Genomic DNA, 18,265 nt, shown 5'->3' with positions numbered 1-18,265 from the left:
CCTGCACTGAATCTCGCAACGGAGCAGGACCATGACGGAACCGACGGTACTGCGTCGCGCCCTTGAAGACCTCGACGGACTGGACTTCGTGGTACTGATCGGCAGTCGCGCGAGGGGCGATGCGCACGAGCAAAGCGACTGGGACCTGGCCGTACAGTGGTCGGACGCCCCTGATGATGCCCTCGACGCTTTCGCGCGGGACGAGTCCCTGCGTCGCCGGATTGCGGCCGCGTTGGGCACCCACGACGACCGGGTCGACATCGTCAATCTGGAGCGGGCCGGACTGGCCATGCGGGCCGTGGTCGCCGAGGAGGGCATTCCGGTGGTCGGCGAGGATCGACCGCCATGGGCGTGGTTCCTGACACGTACCTGGCGCGAGCTGGAGTTCTGGGAATGGGAGCGTGAGCATGCAGCTTGAGCTCTATCTCCAGGAAGTGCGGCATCTGGCCGGCCGCCAGAGGGCCGTGCTGGACGAAGCCGCCGAACGCCTCCGGCCCCGGTCCTGAAGCCCGAGCCTGTGAACGAAAAAGGGCCCGGACGTCTCCGTCCGGACCCTTTTGTGCGCCCGCCGGTCGGGGCGGGCGCGGGGTGTTTGCCGGGCTGGCCTCAGCTGAAGGCTTCGCCCGGCTTCACGCCCAGGGCCTTGAGGATCATGGCCAGCGGGCAGAAGCCGGTGAAGGCGGACTGCAGCAGGTTGAGGCCGACAAAGCCGGTCAGCAGCAGCCACAGCGGGCTGAACTGCCAGGCCAGGATGGCACTGATGATGATGACGGTGCCGGCAAACGCCATGACGATGCGGTCGATGCTCATGGGGATCTCCTCCTCGTATATCGATTTCTTCTAATGTACAGCCGTCGCCGGGCGTCCACAAGGGAGGCACCCGGCGTGGCCCGGTGCTCCGGCGCGCGCGAACGGACTCAGCGCTCCTCGATCGGCACGTACGAGCGCTCGGGATACCCCGTATATAGCTGACGCGGGCGCCCGATGCGCGATTCGGGGTCCTGCATCATCTCGTTCCAGTGCGAGATCCAGCCGACCGTGCGGGCCAGGGCGAAGATTACGGTGAACATGTTCAGCGGGATGCCCATCGCGCGCAGGATGATGCCGGAGTAGAAGTCGACGTTGGGGTAGAGCTTGCGCTCGATGAAGTAATCGTCCTCCATCGCGATGCGTTCGAGCTCCATAGCCACGTCGAACAGCGGCTGGTTGTCGGCGCCCATGTCGCCCATCTCTTCCAGCAGTTCGTGGCACATCTTGCGGATGATCTTCGCGCGCGGGTCGTAGTTCTTGTACACCCGGTGGCCGAATCCCATCAGGCGGAAGGAGTCGTTCTTGTCCTTGGCCCGGGCGACGAACTCCTCGACGCTCTTCCCGCTGTGCACGATCTCCTCGAGCATGCGGATGACCTTCTCGTTCGCGCCGCCGTGCAGCGGACCCCACAGCGAGGCGATGCCGGCGGAGATCGCGGCGAACGGGTTGGCCTCGGAGGAGCCGGACAGGCGCACGGTGGAGGTCGAGGCGTTCTGCTCGTGGTCGGCGTGCAGGATCAGGATCAGGTCCAGCGCGCGCACGAACACCGGGTTCGGCTGGTAGGGCTCGCTGGGCACGCCGAACATCATCGACAGGAAGTTGGCGGTGTAGGACAGGTTGTTGTCCGGGTACATGAACGGCTGGCCGTTGGCGTACTTGTACGACCAGGCCGCGATGGTCGGCATCTTGGAGATCAGCCGGTGCGCGGCGATGCGCCGGTGCTCCGGGTTATGCACGTCCACGTTGTCGTGGTAGAAGGCCGACAGCGCCCCGACCACGCCCACCATGATCGCCATCGGGTGCGCATCGTGGCGGAAGCCGTCGAAGAAGCGGCGCACCGCCTCGTGCAGCATCGAGTGCTCCTTGATGATGCGCGAGAAGTCGTGCAGCTCGTCGGAGGACGGCAGGTCGCCGTTGAGCAGCAGGTAGCAGACTTCCAGATAGGTGCTCTGTTCGGCCAGCTGTTCGATCGGGTAGCCGCGATAGAGCAGGGTGCCTTCGTCGCCGTCGATGAACGTGACGTCCGAGCGGCAGCTGGCGGTCGACATGAACCCCGGGTCGTAGGTGAAGTAGCCGAGCTCCTTGTACAGCGCGCGGATGTCGATGCAGTTGGGCCCGTGCGAACCCTCCTGTAGCGGCAGCTCGATGCTCTTGCCGGTGGAGTTGTCGGTCAGCGTGACGGTCTTGCTCATGGAACGGCCTCGCGTGGAATCGATGATGGCGACCAGACCCGAATGGTAAACCAATCGTTCCGCGGCCACAGCCGCACATGTGCACGTTCGCGTTGGCACCCCGGGTTTTCCGAGACAAGGCGCGTCGCGCAGCGGGTAGTGGTTCTACCCGCAAGCGGCGCAACGCAGGGTCGGGGAACCCGGGGCGCCAACCCCGAAGGGGCTCGGCCGCTTTTGCGCGCGCACGGCGTTGCGGCTCCCTTGTGCAGAATGACTGCACGGCGGTCGCCGCGCCTTGTTCGCACGCAAAAGCGACTCGAGCGCGAGCGTGCACATGGATCAGCGTTTCCCTAGAATCCGGGACATGGAACGAGATGCCGAACACCAGCGCCTGCAGGGCGTGCTGCAGAACCACTCCGAACTGGAGCTGGTGATGCTGTTCGGCTCGCTGGCCCGCGGCACCGCGACCGCCGACAGCGATCTCGACATTGCCGTGAGCGCCGGGACCTCACTGGACGTGGAGGCGCGTATCCGGCTCATCGACGAGCTGGCCCTGGTCGCCGGCCGCCCCGTCGATCTTGTCGATCTCACCCGCGCCGGCGAGCCGCTGCTCGGGCAGATCATGACCACCGGCGTGCGCCTGTGGGGCAGTGACGAGGCCCAGGCCCGCTTCCTGACCCGCCATCTGTTCGATCAGGCCGATTTCCTGCCGTACCGTGATCGCATCCTCGCCGCGCGGAGGGATGCATGGATCAACGGGTAATCGAACAGAAGATCGAGACCTTGCGCTACCGCGTCGAGCGCGTGGCCCCGTCCGGCGGGGGCTATGTCGCTGGGGCAAATCGACTCCTTAACACCGGGAATACCTTGCCGTGAGACTGCAGCTGGCGACGTTTGACAATTTTCGCCTGTGGGAGCGGCTCGAAGTTGAACTGGGCTCGCGATTGACTCTTCTGATGGGCGAGAACGGTTCCGGGAAGACGGCCATACTGGATGGTGTCGCCATCGGGCTTGGCGAGATCCTGAAGCATCTTCCCGGGGTCACGGGCATTGATTTCAGTAAAAGAGGCGAGATTCACCAAAGTGGCAACCGGGTGCGGCCCTATGCGCGAGTGACGCTGAAAAGCACCATCCCGGGGCTGGAATGGGAACGGGTTCAGCGTCGGGATCGAAGCCGCACCACTGCGGCTGCCGTCCCGACCGGTCCCGGAGTTCGGTTCCTGCGCAACCACCTGGACGAGAAGGTGATTGACCCCTCGCAGGAGAACCGGGGTTTCGAGATGCCGGTCGTGGCCTACTACGGCGTGTCCCGTGCCGTGCTCGATATTCCGTTGCGGCGCCGCAACTTCCCTACCGATTACAGTCGATACGATGCCCTGGTGGGTGCCCTGGAAGCCAGCACCCGGTTCAAGTCGGCTTTCGCGTGGTTCTATTGCAAGGAAAACGAGGAACATGCGAGGCAGAAGGCTGCCCGAAGTTTCGACGTGACCCTGCCGGAACTCGATGCAGTGCGTCGAGCCATCACCCGCGTGTTTCCCGATCTTTCCAACCCGCGGATCGAGGTAAACCACTTGCGGCTGGCGGTCGACAAGGAAGGCGAGACCTTTGATATCGCGCAGCTGAGCGACGGTTACCAGACCCTCCTTGGGCTGATCATGGACCTGGCCGCTCGTATGGCCATGGCCAACCCGGATCAGGACGATCCACTGGCCGCGGAAGCCGTGGTGATGATTGACGAGGTGGATCTGCATCTGCATCCGGCATGGCAGCGTCGCGTCGTGGGTGACCTGCTGGCCACGTTCCCCCGCACCCAGTTCATCCTGACGACCCACAGCCCCTATATCGTCGAGGCCTTGAACAACCACCTGCAGCGATATCGGATCGAGGGACTGGTGCGTGATGACGGGGAGGCGGAGGTCCGGGATTTGATGGCGCTGGATCCGGCGGACGTCGCGGCCTATGGCATGCAGGGGCGCGAGGCGGTTGAGCTGCTCGACGGGTCTTCCGGACTTCTGGATGATCGGCTGCTGCAGCATTTCAACGAGATCAATCAGCTCTATGACCGTATGCGGGATATCGAGTGGGAGCATGGGGGGGAGGCATGACATCCGGCTACGCGGATCAATGTAGCTGCCGGCGCATGCGGGCACATCAGCCCTCCACGCTCTGTGCGGATCAGTACACCTTTGCCGAGAATGGCAAACAAGTTCGGTACGCGCCGCGTCAGCAGGAAGAAACCCGGGCCATCGTCCTGGATGACTGTGTCTTTAACGACAACGAGATGCGCTGCGATGGCCTGTTCCTCTGGTGGCAGGTTCGCGGGGGCCGGAAGGTTGCTGCGCTGGTCGAATTGAAGGGTGCCGGTGATATTTCGCACGGCTTCGAACAGTTGGCGCATGTGCGCAGCCAGCGCCCGGAGTATCGGGAAATGGTCTCGAGCCTTGGCAAGGACGTTCCCGGTGGGCCGGCCCTTGAACGAGCCGTGATTGTTACCAGCGGCCAGATGACCAAGCCCGAGCGTGTGCGCCTGGAAACGCAGTACGGGATTCGTGTGAGAGTGATTACGCACAGCGTGCCTACCCGTCCCGTTCCAGACCTGCGGGACGAGTTCTGAAGGACTTGTGACTCCTGATTCAGCGGGTGTGGCGCTGGCGCAGGAGGTCGCGTTCGGCGAGGTGGGGAGTGTGCTGCAGGCCCTCGCCCGGGTGGCGCAGGGCGCGGCCGGTTTCGATCGCGGGGTGATGGTCCCGCAGGGCCGTGCGGATCTCGGCGTGGCGTCGTTCCAGGGCGTCGGGGCCGGTGTCCACCAGCAGCAGGCCGAACCGGTTGCCGGCGATACGCGCCACACGGTCGCCGGGGAGCAGCAGGCCCTGCAGGATCGGTCCGAGCTCCGCCAGCAGCCGGTCGCCCTGGCCGATGCCCGCCTCCCGATTGATGGCCTCCAGATCGGTGACCTCCGCGAGGACCACCGCGCAGGGCTGCCCGTTGCGCTGGCAGCGCTCTTCCTCGCCTTCCAGGGCCATGTCCCAGCCGCGTCGGTTCAGGGTGCCGCTCACCGGATCGGAGCCGGGCAGCAGGGCCGTGGCCTGGCGTTCGCGGTCGAGGATGTCGTTCTCGCGCTGCAGGGCCAGCAGGTGGCCTGCGGTGTCGGCCAGGGCCTCCAGGGCGGTGTAGCGGTCGTGGAGCTGCGGGTCTACGGGCTCGGGGTGCACGCCGCACAGAGTGCCGAACAGGTTCCCGCCGCGGTCGTGCAGTGGAAAACCGACATAGGCGCCCACCGGGAGCTGGTGGTTCACCGGCGCGTCGCGATAGACGGGGATCCCGCTCGTATCCGGGGCGATGGACGGGGCGTCGCCACAGGCCATGTGGATGCAGCAGGAGCCGTGCCAGTCGAGGACGACGCCCGGGGCGATCGTGTCGCCCTGGTCCAGGGCGTGCAGGATGATCCAGTCGCGTCCTTCGACCCGGGTCAGCAGCCAGGTGTCCAGCGGGGCTATGGCGTACAGCGCGTCCATCAGCGAACGGACGGCGCCGGAGAAGGCGTCGGTGCCGGGCTCGGTGTGCTGCGGCGGGCGGGGATTCGGGGCTTCCATGCGCGGATTCCGGGTCGGGTTGTCGGGGGGACCGGCCGTGATGATCAGAACCGGGGCAGGTCCGGGTGCGGTGGTTGCGCCGAGCGCACGTGCTGGCGGCCGAATTCGGCGCAGCGTGCCAGCGTGGGCACCGCCTTGCCGGGGTTCAGCAGGCCGCGGGGGTCGAATGCGCTGCGCAGGGCATGGAACTGCTCCAGCTCGGCGGAGGCGAACTGCACGCACATGCCGTCCAGCTTTTCCACCCCCACGCCATGCTCGCCGGTGACCGTGCCGCCCACCGCCACGCACAGCTCCAGGATCGCCTCGCCGAAGGTCTCGGCGGTCTCGATCTGGCCCGGCTGGCTGGCGTCGTAGAGGATGAGCGGGTGCAGGTTGCCGTCGCCGGCGTGGAACACGTTGCACACGCCCAGGCCGTGTTCGGCGGAGAGCGCATCGATGCGTTCGAGCACGTACCCGAGCTGGTGACGCGGGATGGTGCCGTCCATGCAGTAGTAGTCGGGCGAGATGCGGCCGGCGGCGGGGAAGGCGGCCTTGCGTCCGGCCCAGAAGCGCGTGCGCTCGGCATCGTCCTGCGCGGTACGGACCTCGGTCGCGCCCAGCCCCAGCAGTTTTTCGCGCACGAACATCACGCTCTCGGAGACCTCGCTGTTGCTGCCGTCCAGCTCGCACAGCAGGATGGCCGCGGCATCCACCGGATAGCCGGCATGGACGAAGTCCTCGGCGGCGCGGATCGCGGCGTTGTCCATCATCTCCAGACCCGCGGGGATCAGTCCGGCGGCGATGATGCCGGCCACCGCGGCGCCGGCGGTCTCCACGTCGTCAAAGCTCGCCATCAGCACCTGGGTGCGTTCGGGGCGCGGCAACAGGCGCACGGTGACCTCGGTGACGATTCCCAGCATGCCCTCGGAGCCGATCAGGAAGGCCAGCAGGTCCAGGCCTTCGGTATCCAGGGTCTTGCCGCCGACGCGGATGACTTCACCGTCCAGGGTCACGAACTCCAGCCCGGTCACGTTGTGGACCGTGAGGCCGTATTTCAGGCAGTGCACGCCGCCGGCGTTCTCGGCCACGTTGCCGCCGATGGAGCAGGCGATCTGCGACGAGGGGTCGGGGGCGTAGTACAGACCGGCCGGGGCGGTGGCCTCGGAGATCGCGAGGTTGCGTACGCCCGGCTGGACCACCGCGCAGCGGTTGTCGGCATCGATCTCGAGGATGCGGTTGAAGCGCGCCATCGACAGCAGCAGGCCCTCGGCGCTGGGCAGCGCGCCCCCGGACAGGCCCGTGCCCGCGCCGCGCGGCACCACCGGCACGCCGTGTTCGCGACAGGTCTTCAGGCACAGCTGGAGTTGTTCCATGCTGGCGGGCAGGGCGACCGCGCCGGGGACCTCGCGAAAGGCGGAGAGTCCGTCGCATTCGTAGGCGCGGCGCTCGCTTTCCTCGACGATCAACGCTTCCGGCGGCAGCTGCTCGCGCAGGGTGTCGATCACGGCGGCCAGACCGGGCTGAGGGGTGGTTACGGCACTCATGACCGTGATGGTAGACCGTTGCCCGCCGGCCGGGACAATTCCGCAGTTTCCGGAGGGCTCACGCGAGCCGGTCCAGGGGGAAGGCGCGGGCGTCGCGCAGGGCGGCGGCCAGGTGGGTGGCGTAGTGGTCTACCAGGGCCGCGCCCTCGGCGGCGGTGGCCGCCTCCGCATCCCCGGTGGTCCCGGCGGGGTTGAGGTCGCCGGCCAGCCAGGCGAATCCGGCCGGACCCTCCGGTCGCAGGACCTCCAGCGAGGCCTCCAGCTCCTCGCCCAGCGAGCCCGCGTGGCGGGCCTCGGCGTCGTGTACGCTGGCGGGCGCCAGATGACGCATCATCGCCGTCTCGATGCGCCCGCCGTGCAGGCCATGGCGTTGTTCGGCGGCCGGGATGCTGGCCTGCGCCGGCGGATCCTGGAGAAAGTAATGATGACGCACGATCAGCATGCGGTGGCGGCGGCGCAGTTCCAGCGCTGCGGTGTCGGCCACCGCCCGGTTGCCGCCGTGACTGTTGTGCAGCACCAGGCGGCGCACGCCGGCGCCGGCCACGGCCCGGCCGGTTTCCACCAGCACGCGGATGGCGGTCTCCGGTGTCAGGCTCAGGGTGCCGGCGAAGCGGGCGTGCTCGGGGCTGGCCAGGATCGCCAGCGGCGGCAGGGCCAGCAGGGGGAAATCCGCGGGAAGCCGCGCCCACGCCGCCTGCAGCAGGCCCTCGCCGATGCGCAGGTCGGTGTCCAGCGGCAGATGCGGCCCGTGCTGTTCGATGGCTGCCAGCGGCAGCACGGCCACCGGGTCGCGGCCGGCCAGTTCGGCGGCCTCGGCGGTGGTCAGGTCCTGCCAGCGGGGCAGGGGGCGGGGCGCGTCAGGATCGTGCATGCGGCATGCGCAGGCGGGCGTAGAGATCGCCGGAGCCGTAATCCGCGGCGTGGGCCTCCAGCCACAGCCGCACCCGGCCCCGGTCCTGCCAGCGGGCGAAGCGGTATTCGCGCTGCTCGCCGGCGATCACGTTGAATTCGTAGTCGCCCAGCTCGGCCAGGCGTTCCATGCCGGCGATTGCGATGTCCAGCGCGCCGGCGACGAACTCCAGCGACAGCGCCGGGATCGGCTGTGACAGCCCGGCCAGCACCTCGACTTCATAACCTTCGGCGTCGATCTTGCAGAACGCCGGCATGCCGTATTCGGCGATCAGGTCGTCGAGGGTGATGACCGGCACCTGCACATGATCTTCCCAGCGCACGCGGCGGAAGCCGTCGTTGCGCCGCGGCAGCTCGTCGGTCCAGCGCGGGGACAGCGTGGAGACCGTGGGGGTCCGGTGGCTGATGTACAGGTCGGCCGTGCCGGGTTCGGCGCCCACCGCCTCGCCGCGCACGGTTACGTTGCGCCGCCGGCCGGGCCCGCGCTCGAGCCAGCGGCGCAGGGCAGGCTGTGGCTCCACCGCGATCACGTGGCCGCCGAGGCGGGAGAAGGCCAGCGTGCGATCCCCCAGATGGGCGCCGATGTCGAACACCCGGTCGTCGCGCCCGATGAACGGACGGTACAGCCGGCGCAGGGCCCGCTGGCGCCCGGGGCGCCGGTAGATCGCCAGCGAGCGCAGCAGGCCGAGGGTGGCGTTCAGCCGCTCGCGAGCGGCCGGAGACGGGTCGGGATTCGGGGGCGCGTCCATGCTTCCCAGCTTAGGGAAACGCGGATCCATGTGCACGCCCGTCCGGTCTTGTTCGCCTGCAAGCAGGCTCCTACGGGCGCGCAGCGGCTGGGTCGGGAGGGTTTGGCAGCAGATCCTGTGCAGCCCGTTCCAGTTTGCAGGCGAGCCGTGTAGCGGGCCGCCATCGCCGCCCGGTTTTCCACCGGGCGGGGCGTTTCCACCAGCAGGTCGATATCGCCACCGCGGGCCGCATCGTCGACGCGCGATCCGAACAGATAAACGGTACAGTCCCCGAACAGTTCGCGGGCGGTGTGGTGGATCGTTTTACGCTGGTCTTCGCTCAATCGCATCGTGGTCCTCCGGGTCCCGGATGGGATTGTAGGCCGAGCGCGGGCCGGAACGCTCGGGTGCGGGGCCGGTCCCAATGGACATTGCGTATTCTGCCTGGAGAAGCTTGATGAGGCTGTTTCCGAAGTGTGAGTGGCGGACCCTCGTGGCGCCGTCGTTGCTGGCCCTGACGGCCACCGTGTTCGCTCTGGGGCCCTCTGCACCCCATGCAGATGTGCCATCGGGCGCGGACTGTGTGCAGCCCGGACAGTGGGCCACGCCGGAGGGCGAGGACGTGGATGCCGCGGAGCTGTTCGCCGAACTGGCCGGCGCCGATGCGGTGCTGCTGGGCGAGACCCATAACCGCATGGACCACCATCGCTGGCAGCTTGGCACCCTGGCCGCGCTGCACGGCCAGCGCCCGGACATGGTGATCGGCCTGGAGATGCTGCCGCGCTCGGCGCAGCCGGTGCTGGATGACTGGGTGGCGGGCGAACTGGACGAGGAGCGGTTCCTGCAGGAAAGCGACTGGTACGAGCACTGGGGCTTCAACCCGCGGCTGTACTGGCCGATCCTGCATTTCGCGCGGGTGCACGACGTCCCGCTGGTGGCGCTGAACGCCGAGCGCGATCTGGTGCGCCGTCTGGGCCACGAGGGCTGGGACAGCGTGCCCGCCGACGAGCGCGACGGGGTCTCCGCCCCGGCCGAACCCGCCGATGCCTATCGCGAATACCTGGAGGAGGTGCTGGCGCGTCATCCGGCCGCGCCGGGTGACAGCGATGCGTTCATCGGCACCCAGCTGGCCTGGGACCGGATGATGGCCGCGGCCATCGCCGACGTGATCGAGGCGGGCGGTGACGAGCCGCCGCTGGTGGTCGGGATCATCGGTTCCGGGCATCTGGAATACGGCCACGGCGTGCCGCATCAGCTGGCGGACCTGGGCGTGGACAACACCCCGGTGCTGCTGCCGCGCGAGAGCGACGGGGCATGTACGGGGCAGGACCCGGAGCTGGCGCGGGCGGTGTTCGGCGTGCAGGGCGGCGAGCGCTTCCAGCCGCTGACCCCGATCCTGGGGGTGCAAATGCAGCGCCCCGAAGAGGGCGAAGGGGTGGAGATCCGCGGCGTGATGCCCGATTCGGTGGCCGGCGCCGCCGGCATCGAGAGCGGCGACCGTCTGGTGGAGGCCGGTGGCCGCGCGGTGGAGACGCCGGCCGATCTGCAGCGCATCGTGCAGGGGGTGACGCCGGGCACCTGGTTGCCGCTGGTGCTGGAACGCAACGGCGAGCGCGAGGAGGTGATCGCGCGTTTCCCCTGGCAGGAGAGCGCGGGGGCGCGGCCGGCCGCGGGGAACGGTCACTGATGGCCCGCCTGCGGCGTACCCCGGGGCACAATCGGCCCGGCACCGCCGCGCTGGCGTGCCTGCTGAGCGTGCCGCTTGCGGGGTGGGCGGCACCGGTCGTCGCCGGCGACCCGCCCGCCCGCGAACTGACGATCGAACTGTTCCCCGCCGAGCAGCGGCTGCAGGGGCGTCTAAGCCTGCCCGCCGCGATGCTGGAAGACGCGGACGGGGAGCTGCGCTTTCGCTTCGCACGCGGTTTGCGGGTGGACGCCGTGGAGCGGGGCGGGCACGCGCTGAACCACGAACACAGCGACGCGGGATACCTGCAGGTGACGCTCGATGGCGACGGGGACGTCGCCGGCGGGCCGCTGGTCATCGAATACCGTGCCCGGCTGCAGGCCCCGGAGGACGCCGGCCCCGGGGGCGGGTTCCTCGGCGCGGCCGGCGGCTTCCTGCCGGCGGGGGCCGCCTGGTATCCGCGGCAGCCGGAGGCCGAACCCGCGCCGGTGCGCCTGGAGGTGCTTGCGGCCGATGGCCATCGCGTCGTGGCCTCCGGGTCGTGGCGCGAGGAGGCCGCTGAAGACGCGGCCACCGGGGACGCGGACGCGGAGGGCGTGACCCGCGCGGTGTTCGAGCATCCCGGCGGGCGTGCGCTGGCGCTGGCCAGCGGCCCCTGGGAGGAGGGGCGCAGCGAGACCGCCGATGGCGTGGAGGTACGCACCCTGTTCCCGGCGGAGCTGGAGGGCGCGTTCGGCGCGACCTACCGCGAGAAGACCGTGGAATACCTCGAGCGCTTCAGCGACCGGATCGGGCCGTATGCCTTCGACAGCTTCACCGTGGCGGCCAGCCCGGCGCCGGTGGGGCTGGCCTTCTCCGGATTCACCCTGCTGGGCGAACAGGTGATCCCGCTGCCGTTCATCCCGCACACCTCGCTGGGGCACGAGGTGTTGCACAACTGGTGGGGCACCGGGGTTTACGCGGATCGCCGCCACGGCAACTGGACCGAGGGTCTGACCACCTTCATGGCCGATTACCGGTTCGCGGAAGAACGCGGCGAGGCGCGCGAGGAGCGGGGCCAGTGGCTGCGTGATTATGCCGCCCTGCCGGAAGACGAGGACTACCCGCATGGCGAGTTCGTCGGTGGCAATGCCGGGGCCGACCGCATCGCCGGTTATCACCGCGGCGCGATGCTGTGGCGGATGCTGGAGGACCGCATCGGCGAGGAGGCGCTGCATGCGGGGCTGGCCGATTTCTACGCGGAATATCGTTATCGCGAAGCCGCCTGGCCGGATCTGATCGCGGCGGTGGACGCGGCGACGGACGATGATCTGGAGCCGTTCTTCGAGCAGTGGATCGGGCGGGTCGGTGCGCCGCGCATCGAACTGCGCGAGGTGCAGGCCCGTGACGATGGCGGGCGCTGGCGCGTGACCGGCCGCCTGGAACAGGCCGATGCCGATCATCCGTGGCGGGTGCGCGTGCCGCTGGTGGTCGAGTTCGCGGAGGATGAGGGCCGGGAGACGCACTGGGTGGATCTGGAGGAGGCCGCGACCGATCTGGAGCTGGCACTGACCACCGACGCGCGGCCGGCGCGTATCGCCGTGGACCCCGACTGGCGGGTATTCCGGCAGCTGGGCGCGGATGAATATCCGCGCATCCTGCGCGAGGCGCAGCTGGATCCCGCGACCCGCGTGATCGCCCCGGACGGCGCTGCCCCGGCGGAACTGGCCCCGTGGCTGGGCCGGGTGCCGGAGACGGCGGAACCGGATGCCGATCCCGATCCCGATTCTGATTCCGCTTCCGGGGCCGGGGCCGGGGCCGGGACCGATGCCCCGCGGGTGCTGCTGGGTTCGCGCGCGGCGGTCGCTGAATGGCTGGGCGACCGCGGACTGCCGACGCGCCCGCAGGAGGCGCACGCGGATACGGACGACCTGCCCGATGCCGCAGCCGATGTCGGGGCCCTGGCCTGGACCGTGCCCGAGACCGGCATCACCGTGATTGCGGCCGACTCGGCCAGTGAGCGGCGCGCGCTGGCGGGTGCGCTGCGACACCGCGCGCAGGCAAGCTACCTGCTGCAGGACGATGGCGAGCCGGTGGCGCGCGGGCTGTGGCCGGTGCCGGGGCCCTGGCGCTCGCTGGCGGACTGAGTTCCCGGTCCGATCAGTACGGCAGGCGCTGGTGTTCGAAGTCGAACAGCCCGCCGGAGTCCTCGGGACCGAGGGCGTCCAGCACCTCCAGCAGCGCGCCGGTCGCGCGTTCCGGCGTCAGGACCTCGGGGGCGCGGGCGCGGTATGGCTCCGACAGCGGGGTCTCCACCGTGCCCGGCTGCAGTGCGGCCACCACCGCGCGGCGATGGCTGAAGCGCATCTCCAGCGCGGTGGTGCGCACGATCTGGTTGAGCGCGGCCTTGGAGGCGCGATAGCTCAGCCAGCCGCCGGAGTGGTTGTCAGCGATGGAGCCCACGCGCGCCGACAGCGTTGCCAGCACCGCCTTGCGGTCCTTCGGCAGCAGCCCCGCGAAGTGCTTGAAGATCAGCGCCGGGCCGATGGCGTTGACCGCGAAGGCCTGCGCCATCACCGCCGGATCGAGCTCGCGCAGGCGTTTTTCCGGCCGATGGCCGTCGATGGTGAGCACTCCGGTGGCGTCGATGATCAGGTCCCAGTCAGGCGCCTGCTCCGTCAGCCATGCGGCCGCGTGGCGGATGCTGTCCTCGTCGGTGAGCTCCAGCGGCGGATCGGTGGAGCGGCCCAGCGCCACGACCCGCGCGCAGTTCGGGTCGTTCTCCAGGTGGGTGACGAAGGCGCGGCCGAGGCCGCCGGTGGCGCCGATCACCACGGCGCGGAAGGGGTGTGCGAGTGAGTCCATGTTGCTGTGACCGCAGGCATCGCGATTCGATCCGTTTGGCTGCGTATGGTCTGTACCGGCACCGGGTCGTGTATGCTCTGCGCCGAGTGCAGACGGGAATGCGCGCATGAACTTCCTCCACACCCTCGGCCACGCCGCCCGCAACCTGGCCCCCATCGTGATCGTGGTGGCGGTGTTCCAGATGTTCGTGCTGCAGTCCGTGCCCGAGGGCGTGCTGTCCATGGCCATCGGTCTGGTGATCGTGGTCTTCGGCGTGGCGCTGTTCCTGCAGGGGCTGGAGATGGGGGTCTTCCCCATCGGCAAGAACCTCTCCAACGCGCTGGCGCGGCGCGGCTCGCTGATCCTGCTGATGGCCTTCGGTTTTACCCTGGGTTTTGCCACGGTGATCGCGGAGCCGGCGCTGATCGCCGTGGCGGAACAGGCCGAGGTGATCTCCGAGGGGCACATCCAGGGCTTCATCCTGCGCCTGATCGTGGCGCTGTCGGTGGGGGCGGTGGTGGCGCTGGGCATCCTGCGCACGGTGCTGGGCCATCCGCTGCACTGGTACATCCTCACCGGCTACGTGCTGGTGGTGCTGGTCACCTTCTTCGCGCCCGAGGAGATCGTGGGCCTGGCCTACGACTCCGGCGGCGTCACCACCAACATCGTGACCGTGCCGCTGGTGGCCGCGCTGGGGCTGGGGCTGGCCGCGTCGCTGGCCGGGCGCAACCCGCTGCGCGACGGCTTCGGCCTGGTGGCGCTGGCCGTGATGGTGCCGATGATCACGGTGCAGCTCTACGGCATCGTGGTGTTCGCCGGGGCCGACATCGACGGCCCGGCACCCGGCGCCGGCGACGGAGCGGCCATGGATACCGACACGGATCTGCCCGGGGCGGGCGAGGAACGCCACTTCCTCAGCGCCATGGGCATGGACCTGCTGCTGATGCTGCGCGACGTCGCGCCCATCATCGGCGTGATCGTGGTGTTCCAGTATTTCGTGCTGCGCAAGCACATTCCGTATCTGACGCGGGTCATCTTCGGCTTCGCCCTGGTGGTGTTCGGCCTGTATGCCTTCGTGGTCGGGCTCAAGCTGGGCCTGTTCCCGATCGGCGAGAGCATGGCGGAGCAGCTGATCGCCAACGACCGGTTCGTGTGGGTGTACCTGTTCGCGTTTGCGATCGGCTTTGCGACCACGATGGCGGAACCCGCGCTGATCGCCATCGGCCAGAAGGCGGAGGAAGCGGCCAAGGGCTCGCTGAAGGGCAGCGCCATCCGCATCCTGGTGGCGCTGGGGGTGGCCGTGGGCATCACCATCGGGGTGCACCGCATCCTCAGCGGGGACTCCATCCACCTGTACATCATGGCCGGGTATGTCCTGGTCATCGTGCTGACCATCCTCGCGCCCAAGGACATCGTGGCGCTGGCATTCGACCTGGGCGGGGTGACCACTTCGGAGGTCACCGTGCCGCTGGTCACCGCGCTGGGGATCGGCCTGGCCACGCATCTGGAGGGGCGCAACGTGCTGATCGACGGCTTCGGTCTGATCGCCTTCGCGTCCATCTTCCCCATCGTGACCGTGATGCTCTATGCCATCGTGGTCGATCTTTATGAACGCTTGATCCGCAAGGACAGGAGGGACACGGCATGAGATTCTCGGCCCTGGTGGCGGTGCTGCCCGACGAACTGGAACAGAAGGCCGTGGATGCGGCGCGCGAGGCCGGTGCCGCCGGCGTGACCATCATGGACGCGCGCGGCATCGGCGCGGAGGCGCGCAAAACCTTCCTCGGCATGACCTACGAGGGCAGCCAGTCGGTGCTGCTGTGGATTCTGGAGAAGCGTCTCGCGCTGACGGTGCTGAAGTCGCTGTTCCGCGAGCTGGGGCTGGACGAAGACCCGCGCGGGGTGGCCTTCATCACCGACATCTCGCATCTGGCGGGCATCGACCGGCGGCAGATCGACCGCTTCGAGGAACAGGTCAAGGACGAAATCTGACCCCAACTCCGACCGGAGGGAGACTTCATGCTGGTTCGCGACATCCTGACCGAGAAAGTCATCACCGTGGCTCCGCTGGCCCCGCTGCGCGAGGCCATGCAGCTGATGCGCGACAACAACGTGCGCTCGCTGGTGGTAGACAAGCAGCACCCGCACGATGCTTACGGCATCATCACCTACACCACCATCCTCAAGACCATCGTGGCCGAAGAGGGCGACATCGACCTGGCCAACGTGTACGACGTGGCCACCAAGCCGGTGATCACCGTGCCCGCGGAGATGGACGTCAAATACGTGGCGCGGATGATGGTCAACATGGACGTGCGTCGCCTGGTGGTGCTGGAAGGCAACCAGCTGGAGGGGATCGTCACCACCAGCGACATCGTGGGTTCCATCCTCGGCATGCTGGACGAGGTCTGACCCCGGTGACGTCCCTCGACCTCCAGGATCTCCCGGACATCCCGCAGGGACTGGCGCGGCTGGAGCTGCTCGACGCCGCGATCGAGGACACCGCGCACAGCGTGCTGATCACCGACGCGGATCTCGATGACGGTCCGCATATCGTCTACGTGAACCGCGGCTTCGAGCAGATGACCGGCTATTATCGGGACGAGGTCCTCGGCCTGACCCCGCGCATCCTGCAGGGGCCGAAGACCTCCCGCGCGGTGCTGGACGACCTGCGGGCGACGCTGGAACGCGGCGAGGGCTTCGATGCCGAGACCATCAACTACCGCAAGGATGGCGAGCCCTACAGCGTACACTGGCACATCTCGCCGGTGCGCGCCCGGGGCGAGCACGAAAGCATCACGCATTTCGTCTCGGTGCAGCGCGACGTGACCGAGGACCGGCGCCGCGAGGAGCAGCTGCGGCTGCTGTCCGCCGCGCTGGAGGCCTCCGGGGACCCGGTGCTGATCACCGATCCCGAGGGCGTGATCGTGTTCGCCAACACGGCCTTCATCGAACTCAGCGGGTTCGACGCCGAGCGCGTGATCGGCGCCACCCCGGCGCTGTTCAAGTCCGAGGAGCACGACGACGAGTTCTTTACCACGATGTGGGAACGGCTGCGCCGGGGCGAGGCCTTCCGCGGCGAGTTCGTGAACCGGCGACCGGACGGCGAGAAGGTTCACCTGGAGCAGACCATCACACCGGTGCGCGACGACTGCGGCGAGATCACGCATTTCGTGGCCTTCGGCAAGGATGTGACCGAGCGCGTGCACATGGAGGGCGAGATCCGGCGTCTGGCCGAGACCGACTGGCTGACGGGGCTGGCCAACCGTCTGACCCTGGGCAATCGCCTGGAGGCCGAGATGGACCGCTGCGAGCGCTATCAGCGGCCGATGGCCGTGATCATGTTCGACATCGACCACTTCAAGGCGGTGAACGACGAACACGGACACGAGGCCGGTGATGTGGTGCTCAAGGCGGTGGCCCGCACGGTGGATGCCCAGCTGCGTGAACAGGATCTGCTGGGGCGCTGGGGCGGGGAGGAGTTTCTGATCGTGCTGCCGGAGACGGACGGCGAGGGGGCCGCCGTGGCGGCGGAGAAACTGCGTCGTTCGATCGCGCAGCTGGATCTGCCGGATGCACCGGCGGTGACCGCGAGCTTCGGGGTGACCGAGCGGCAGCCGGACGACACGCCGCGCGCGATCACGCGGCGGGTCGATCAGGCGATGTATCAGGCCAAGGAGGGCGGACGCGACCGCGTCGTCCTCCTGTAATGGGCCCTTCTAACGGCCCCGAGCCCCGGTGACCCGGGGCGCGAGGCGGGATCTCACGCCTTGCGGCGCAGGACCCAGATCTCCAGCAGCGCCCATTCCTCGCCCGGATAGTTTTCCTGCTCCAGGTCGGACATGCGGCGGTGACGGCTGGCGGTGCTGCCCACGAACTCGAAGCGGTCCAGCAGCATGCGCTTGGTCTCGTCGGCCTTTTCCAGCGCGAAGGGGTTGAGGAAGTTCACCAGCAGGTAACCTTCGCCCTCGCCACGGCGGAACGCATCCAGCAGCGACGCGATGGCCGGCGGATCCAGGTACACCAGCGACGCGGTGGACAGCAGGATGTCCGCCTCTTCCAGCGACTTCTCGATCGCGTCGCGGGTCTCCGGGGCCGGATTGTTCAGGTCGGCCGCGTGGGTCTCGTCGAACAGGCCGGCACGCTGACCGTAGGCCAGGGCGTTCTCGGAGATGTCGATGCCGGTGGTGTGCATCGGCAGGCGGCGCGGCTTGCTGATGGTGTTGCAGACCGTCTCCGAGGCCCAGTTCTCGCGGATCTCGTCCACGGTCATGTTGTGCACCGCCGCCATCGTGGTGTTGCCGAAGCAGCAGGCCAGGTCGACGTAGTTGAGGGTGCGGCCGCTGGCGGCCTGCTGCTCGGCCCACGGCAGGATGAGCCGGTCGAAGGTCTGGCGGTTGAAGTCGTCGGAGATGTAGTCCAGCGCATCGATGATGCGCTCCTTGAACGGCACCGGCGTCTCGGCGACGTAGATGTCGTCAAAATGCTGTTTCTTCTCCTCGGTCTTCACTTCGGACTGGCTCATCGGGGCAAACCCTCATCATTGGAAAGCCCAACAGTCTCCGGCCAAGCCACCCGACCGTCAAGCAAATGGGCCCCGATCCGCCCCGTGCCCGATCGGTAGGAGACCGGCCCCCCGGCCGATCCCACGTCCGGCCGATCTCCTGCGCCCGATCGGCCAGAGGCTGGCCTCCCACGGCCCCCGCCGCGTAGGAGGCCGGCCCTCCGGCCGATTCCACGTCCGAGCAATGTCCTGCGCCCGATCGGCCAGAGGCTGGCCTCCTACGGCCCCCGGTCGTGTAGG

Annotated in this window: 19 protein-coding genes; 10 read left to right on the top strand and 9 right to left on the bottom strand. The window is 68.5% G+C overall.

What is annotated here, in order from left to right:
* Positions 1 to 31: 31 nt before the first annotated feature.
* The gene (locus F573_RS0100385) at positions 32 to 418 is read left to right on the top strand and encodes a nucleotidyltransferase family protein (protein WP_018871289.1); all 387 of its coding nucleotides are present in this window, start codon (positions 32 to 34) and stop codon (positions 416 to 418) included.
* A gap of 188 nt (positions 419 to 606) precedes the next feature.
* Here the strand turns inward: F573_RS0100385 and F573_RS0100375 are convergent, their stop codons facing one another.
* Together F573_RS0100375 and F573_RS0100370 are read right to left on the bottom strand one after the other, a co-directional pair.
* Entirely contained in the window at positions 607 to 810 is a 204-nt protein-coding gene (locus tag F573_RS0100375) for a DUF2892 domain-containing protein (RefSeq protein ID WP_018871287.1), read from the bottom strand.
* A 107-nt stretch (positions 811 to 917) separates the two neighbouring features.
* Positions 918 to 2,222, bottom strand: a complete 1,305-nt coding sequence (locus F573_RS0100370) for a citrate synthase (RefSeq protein ID WP_026300741.1) — start codon at positions 2,220 to 2,222, stop codon at positions 918 to 920.
* 343 nt (positions 2,223 to 2,565) lie between these two features.
* Between F573_RS0100370 and F573_RS0100365 the strand changes: the two genes are divergently transcribed.
* The 3 genes from F573_RS0100365 to F573_RS0100355 all read left to right on the top strand — a co-directional run bounded on the left by F573_RS0100365 (position 2,566) and on the right by F573_RS0100355 (position 4,815).
* On the top strand, positions 2,566 to 2,964 hold the full coding sequence (locus tag F573_RS0100365; protein ID WP_019021024.1) for a nucleotidyltransferase domain-containing protein: 399 nt from the start codon (positions 2,566 to 2,568) through the stop codon (positions 2,962 to 2,964).
* A 109-nt stretch (positions 2,965 to 3,073) separates the two neighbouring features.
* On the top strand, positions 3,074 to 4,306 hold the full coding sequence (locus F573_RS0100360; RefSeq protein WP_019021023.1) for an AAA family ATPase: 1,233 nt from the start codon (positions 3,074 to 3,076) through the stop codon (positions 4,304 to 4,306).
* Positions 4,303 to 4,815 carry a hypothetical protein gene (locus tag F573_RS0100355; protein ID WP_026300740.1) on the top strand — a complete coding sequence of 171 codons (513 nt, stop codon included), beginning with the start codon at positions 4,303 to 4,305 and terminating at the stop codon, positions 4,813 to 4,815. Before F573_RS0100360 ends, F573_RS0100355 begins: the two co-directional genes overlap by 4 nt.
* Positions 4,816 to 4,834: 19 nt before the next feature.
* Here the strand turns inward: F573_RS0100355 and F573_RS0100350 are convergent, their stop codons facing one another.
* From F573_RS0100350 to F573_RS15530, 5 genes are read right to left on the bottom strand one after another with little or no spacing between them, the layout of a single operon-like run.
* The gene (locus F573_RS0100350; RefSeq protein WP_019021021.1) at positions 4,835 to 5,794 is read right to left on the bottom strand and encodes a GGDEF domain-containing protein; all 960 of its coding nucleotides are present in this window, start codon (positions 5,792 to 5,794) and stop codon (positions 4,835 to 4,837) included.
* Positions 5,795 to 5,838: 44 nt separating this feature from the next.
* Positions 5,839 to 7,317 carry an FAD-linked oxidase C-terminal domain-containing protein gene (locus tag F573_RS0100345; protein WP_026300739.1) on the bottom strand — a complete coding sequence of 493 codons (1,479 nt, stop codon included), beginning with the start codon at positions 7,315 to 7,317 and terminating at the stop codon, positions 5,839 to 5,841.
* Between the two features lie 58 nt (positions 7,318 to 7,375).
* Positions 7,376 to 8,188, bottom strand: coding sequence for a creatininase family protein (locus F573_RS0100340; protein WP_019021019.1), 813 nt, complete (start codon positions 8,186 to 8,188; stop codon positions 7,376 to 7,378).
* Positions 8,175 to 8,975, bottom strand: coding sequence for an FkbM family methyltransferase (locus F573_RS0100335; protein WP_019021018.1), 801 nt, complete (start codon positions 8,973 to 8,975; stop codon positions 8,175 to 8,177). The genes F573_RS0100340 and F573_RS0100335 overlap by 14 nt, the downstream gene beginning before the upstream one ends.
* Complete coding sequence (locus F573_RS15530; protein WP_369773198.1) at positions 8,924 to 9,298, bottom strand: nucleotidyltransferase domain-containing protein; 375 nt, start codon at positions 9,296 to 9,298, stop codon at positions 8,924 to 8,926. Before F573_RS15530 ends, F573_RS0100335 begins: the two co-directional genes overlap by 52 nt.
* A 113-nt stretch (positions 9,299 to 9,411) precedes the next feature.
* Between F573_RS15530 and F573_RS0100330 the strand changes: the two genes are divergently transcribed.
* Both F573_RS0100330 and F573_RS0100325 read left to right on the top strand, forming a co-directional pair.
* Positions 9,412 to 10,641, top strand: coding sequence for a ChaN family lipoprotein (locus tag F573_RS0100330; protein ID WP_231384374.1), 1,230 nt, complete (start codon positions 9,412 to 9,414; stop codon positions 10,639 to 10,641).
* A complete protein-coding gene (locus F573_RS0100325; RefSeq protein WP_019021016.1) occupies positions 10,641 to 12,764 on the top strand; it encodes a M1 family metallopeptidase in 2,124 nt (707 codons plus the stop codon). Before F573_RS0100330 ends, F573_RS0100325 begins: the two co-directional genes overlap by 1 nt.
* A 13-nt stretch (positions 12,765 to 12,777) precedes the next feature.
* Here the strand turns inward: F573_RS0100325 and F573_RS0100320 are convergent, their stop codons facing one another.
* Positions 12,778 to 13,482 carry an SDR family NAD(P)-dependent oxidoreductase gene (locus F573_RS0100320; RefSeq protein ID WP_019021015.1) on the bottom strand — a complete coding sequence of 235 codons (705 nt, stop codon included), beginning with the start codon at positions 13,480 to 13,482 and terminating at the stop codon, positions 12,778 to 12,780.
* Positions 13,483 to 13,588: 106 nt separating this feature from the next.
* Between F573_RS0100320 and F573_RS0100315 the strand changes: the two genes are divergently transcribed.
* The 4 genes from F573_RS0100315 to F573_RS0100300 are packed head-to-tail and all read left to right on the top strand — an operon-like array spanning position 13,589 to position 17,171.
* Positions 13,589 to 15,109: a DUF1538 domain-containing protein gene (locus tag F573_RS0100315; protein ID WP_019021014.1), complete on the top strand. Its 1,521-nt coding sequence runs from the start codon at positions 13,589 to 13,591 to the stop codon at positions 15,107 to 15,109.
* The gene (locus F573_RS0100310) at positions 15,106 to 15,453 is read left to right on the top strand and encodes a hypothetical protein (RefSeq protein ID WP_018871355.1); all 348 of its coding nucleotides are present in this window, start codon (positions 15,106 to 15,108) and stop codon (positions 15,451 to 15,453) included. The genes F573_RS0100315 and F573_RS0100310 overlap by 4 nt, the downstream gene beginning before the upstream one ends.
* Positions 15,454 to 15,480: 27 nt before the next feature.
* Positions 15,481 to 15,873, top strand: coding sequence for a CBS domain-containing protein (locus F573_RS0100305; RefSeq protein ID WP_018871354.1), 393 nt, complete (start codon positions 15,481 to 15,483; stop codon positions 15,871 to 15,873).
* A 5-nt stretch (positions 15,874 to 15,878) separates the two neighbouring features.
* On the top strand, positions 15,879 to 17,171 hold the full coding sequence (locus tag F573_RS0100300) for a diguanylate cyclase (protein WP_019021013.1): 1,293 nt from the start codon (positions 15,879 to 15,881) through the stop codon (positions 17,169 to 17,171).
* Between the two features lie 53 nt (positions 17,172 to 17,224).
* Here F573_RS0100300 and F573_RS0100295 read toward each other — a convergent pair whose 3' ends face one another.
* Positions 17,225 to 17,986 carry a class I SAM-dependent methyltransferase gene (locus F573_RS0100295; RefSeq protein WP_019021012.1) on the bottom strand — a complete coding sequence of 254 codons (762 nt, stop codon included), beginning with the start codon at positions 17,984 to 17,986 and terminating at the stop codon, positions 17,225 to 17,227.
* Between the last annotated feature and the right edge of the window lie 279 nt (positions 17,987 to 18,265).

It is taken from the genome of Thioalkalivibrio sp. ALE23, assembly GCF_000378545.1.
GTDB lineage: Bacteria > Pseudomonadota > Gammaproteobacteria > Ectothiorhodospirales > Ectothiorhodospiraceae > Thioalkalivibrio.
This window is presented reverse-complemented; position numbering and strand designations above follow the sequence as displayed.

Excerpts from the sequence above, each read along its gene's own strand:
- F573_RS0100350 (WP_019021021.1), bottom strand. The coding sequence starts at position 5,794 with ATGGAAGCCCCGAATCCCCGCCCGCCGCAGCACACCGAGCCCGGCACC.
- F573_RS0100330 (WP_231384374.1), top strand. The coding sequence starts at position 9,412 with ATGAGGCTGTTTCCGAAGTGTGAGTGGCGGACCCTCGTGGCGCCGTCG.
- F573_RS0100320 (WP_019021015.1), bottom strand. The coding sequence starts at position 13,482 with ATGGACTCACTCGCACACCCCTTCCGCGCCGTGGTGATCGGCGCCACC.
- F573_RS0100365 (WP_019021024.1), top strand. The coding sequence starts at position 2,566 with ATGGAACGAGATGCCGAACACCAGCGCCTGCAGGGCGTGCTGCAGAAC.
- F573_RS0100310 (WP_018871355.1), top strand. The coding sequence starts at position 15,106 with ATGAGATTCTCGGCCCTGGTGGCGGTGCTGCCCGACGAACTGGAACAG.
- F573_RS0100340 (WP_019021019.1), bottom strand. The coding sequence starts at position 8,188 with ATGCACGATCCTGACGCGCCCCGCCCCCTGCCCCGCTGGCAGGACCTG.
- F573_RS0100305 (WP_018871354.1), top strand. The coding sequence starts at position 15,481 with ATGCTGGTTCGCGACATCCTGACCGAGAAAGTCATCACCGTGGCTCCG.
- F573_RS0100315 (WP_019021014.1), top strand. The coding sequence starts at position 13,589 with ATGAACTTCCTCCACACCCTCGGCCACGCCGCCCGCAACCTGGCCCCC.
- F573_RS0100385 (WP_018871289.1), top strand. The coding sequence starts at position 32 with ATGACGGAACCGACGGTACTGCGTCGCGCCCTTGAAGACCTCGACGGA.
- F573_RS0100325 (WP_019021016.1), top strand. The coding sequence starts at position 10,641 with ATGGCCCGCCTGCGGCGTACCCCGGGGCACAATCGGCCCGGCACCGCC.
- F573_RS0100345 (WP_026300739.1), bottom strand. The coding sequence starts at position 7,317 with ATGAGTGCCGTAACCACCCCTCAGCCCGGTCTGGCCGCCGTGATCGAC.
- F573_RS0100335 (WP_019021018.1), bottom strand. The coding sequence starts at position 8,975 with ATGGACGCGCCCCCGAATCCCGACCCGTCTCCGGCCGCTCGCGAGCGG.
- F573_RS0100355 (WP_026300740.1), top strand. The coding sequence starts at position 4,303 with ATGACATCCGGCTACGCGGATCAATGTAGCTGCCGGCGCATGCGGGCA.
- F573_RS0100375 (WP_018871287.1), bottom strand. The coding sequence starts at position 810 with ATGAGCATCGACCGCATCGTCATGGCGTTTGCCGGCACCGTCATCATC.
- F573_RS0100295 (WP_019021012.1), bottom strand. The coding sequence starts at position 17,986 with ATGAGCCAGTCCGAAGTGAAGACCGAGGAGAAGAAACAGCATTTTGAC.
- F573_RS0100370 (WP_026300741.1), bottom strand. The coding sequence starts at position 2,222 with ATGAGCAAGACCGTCACGCTGACCGACAACTCCACCGGCAAGAGCATC.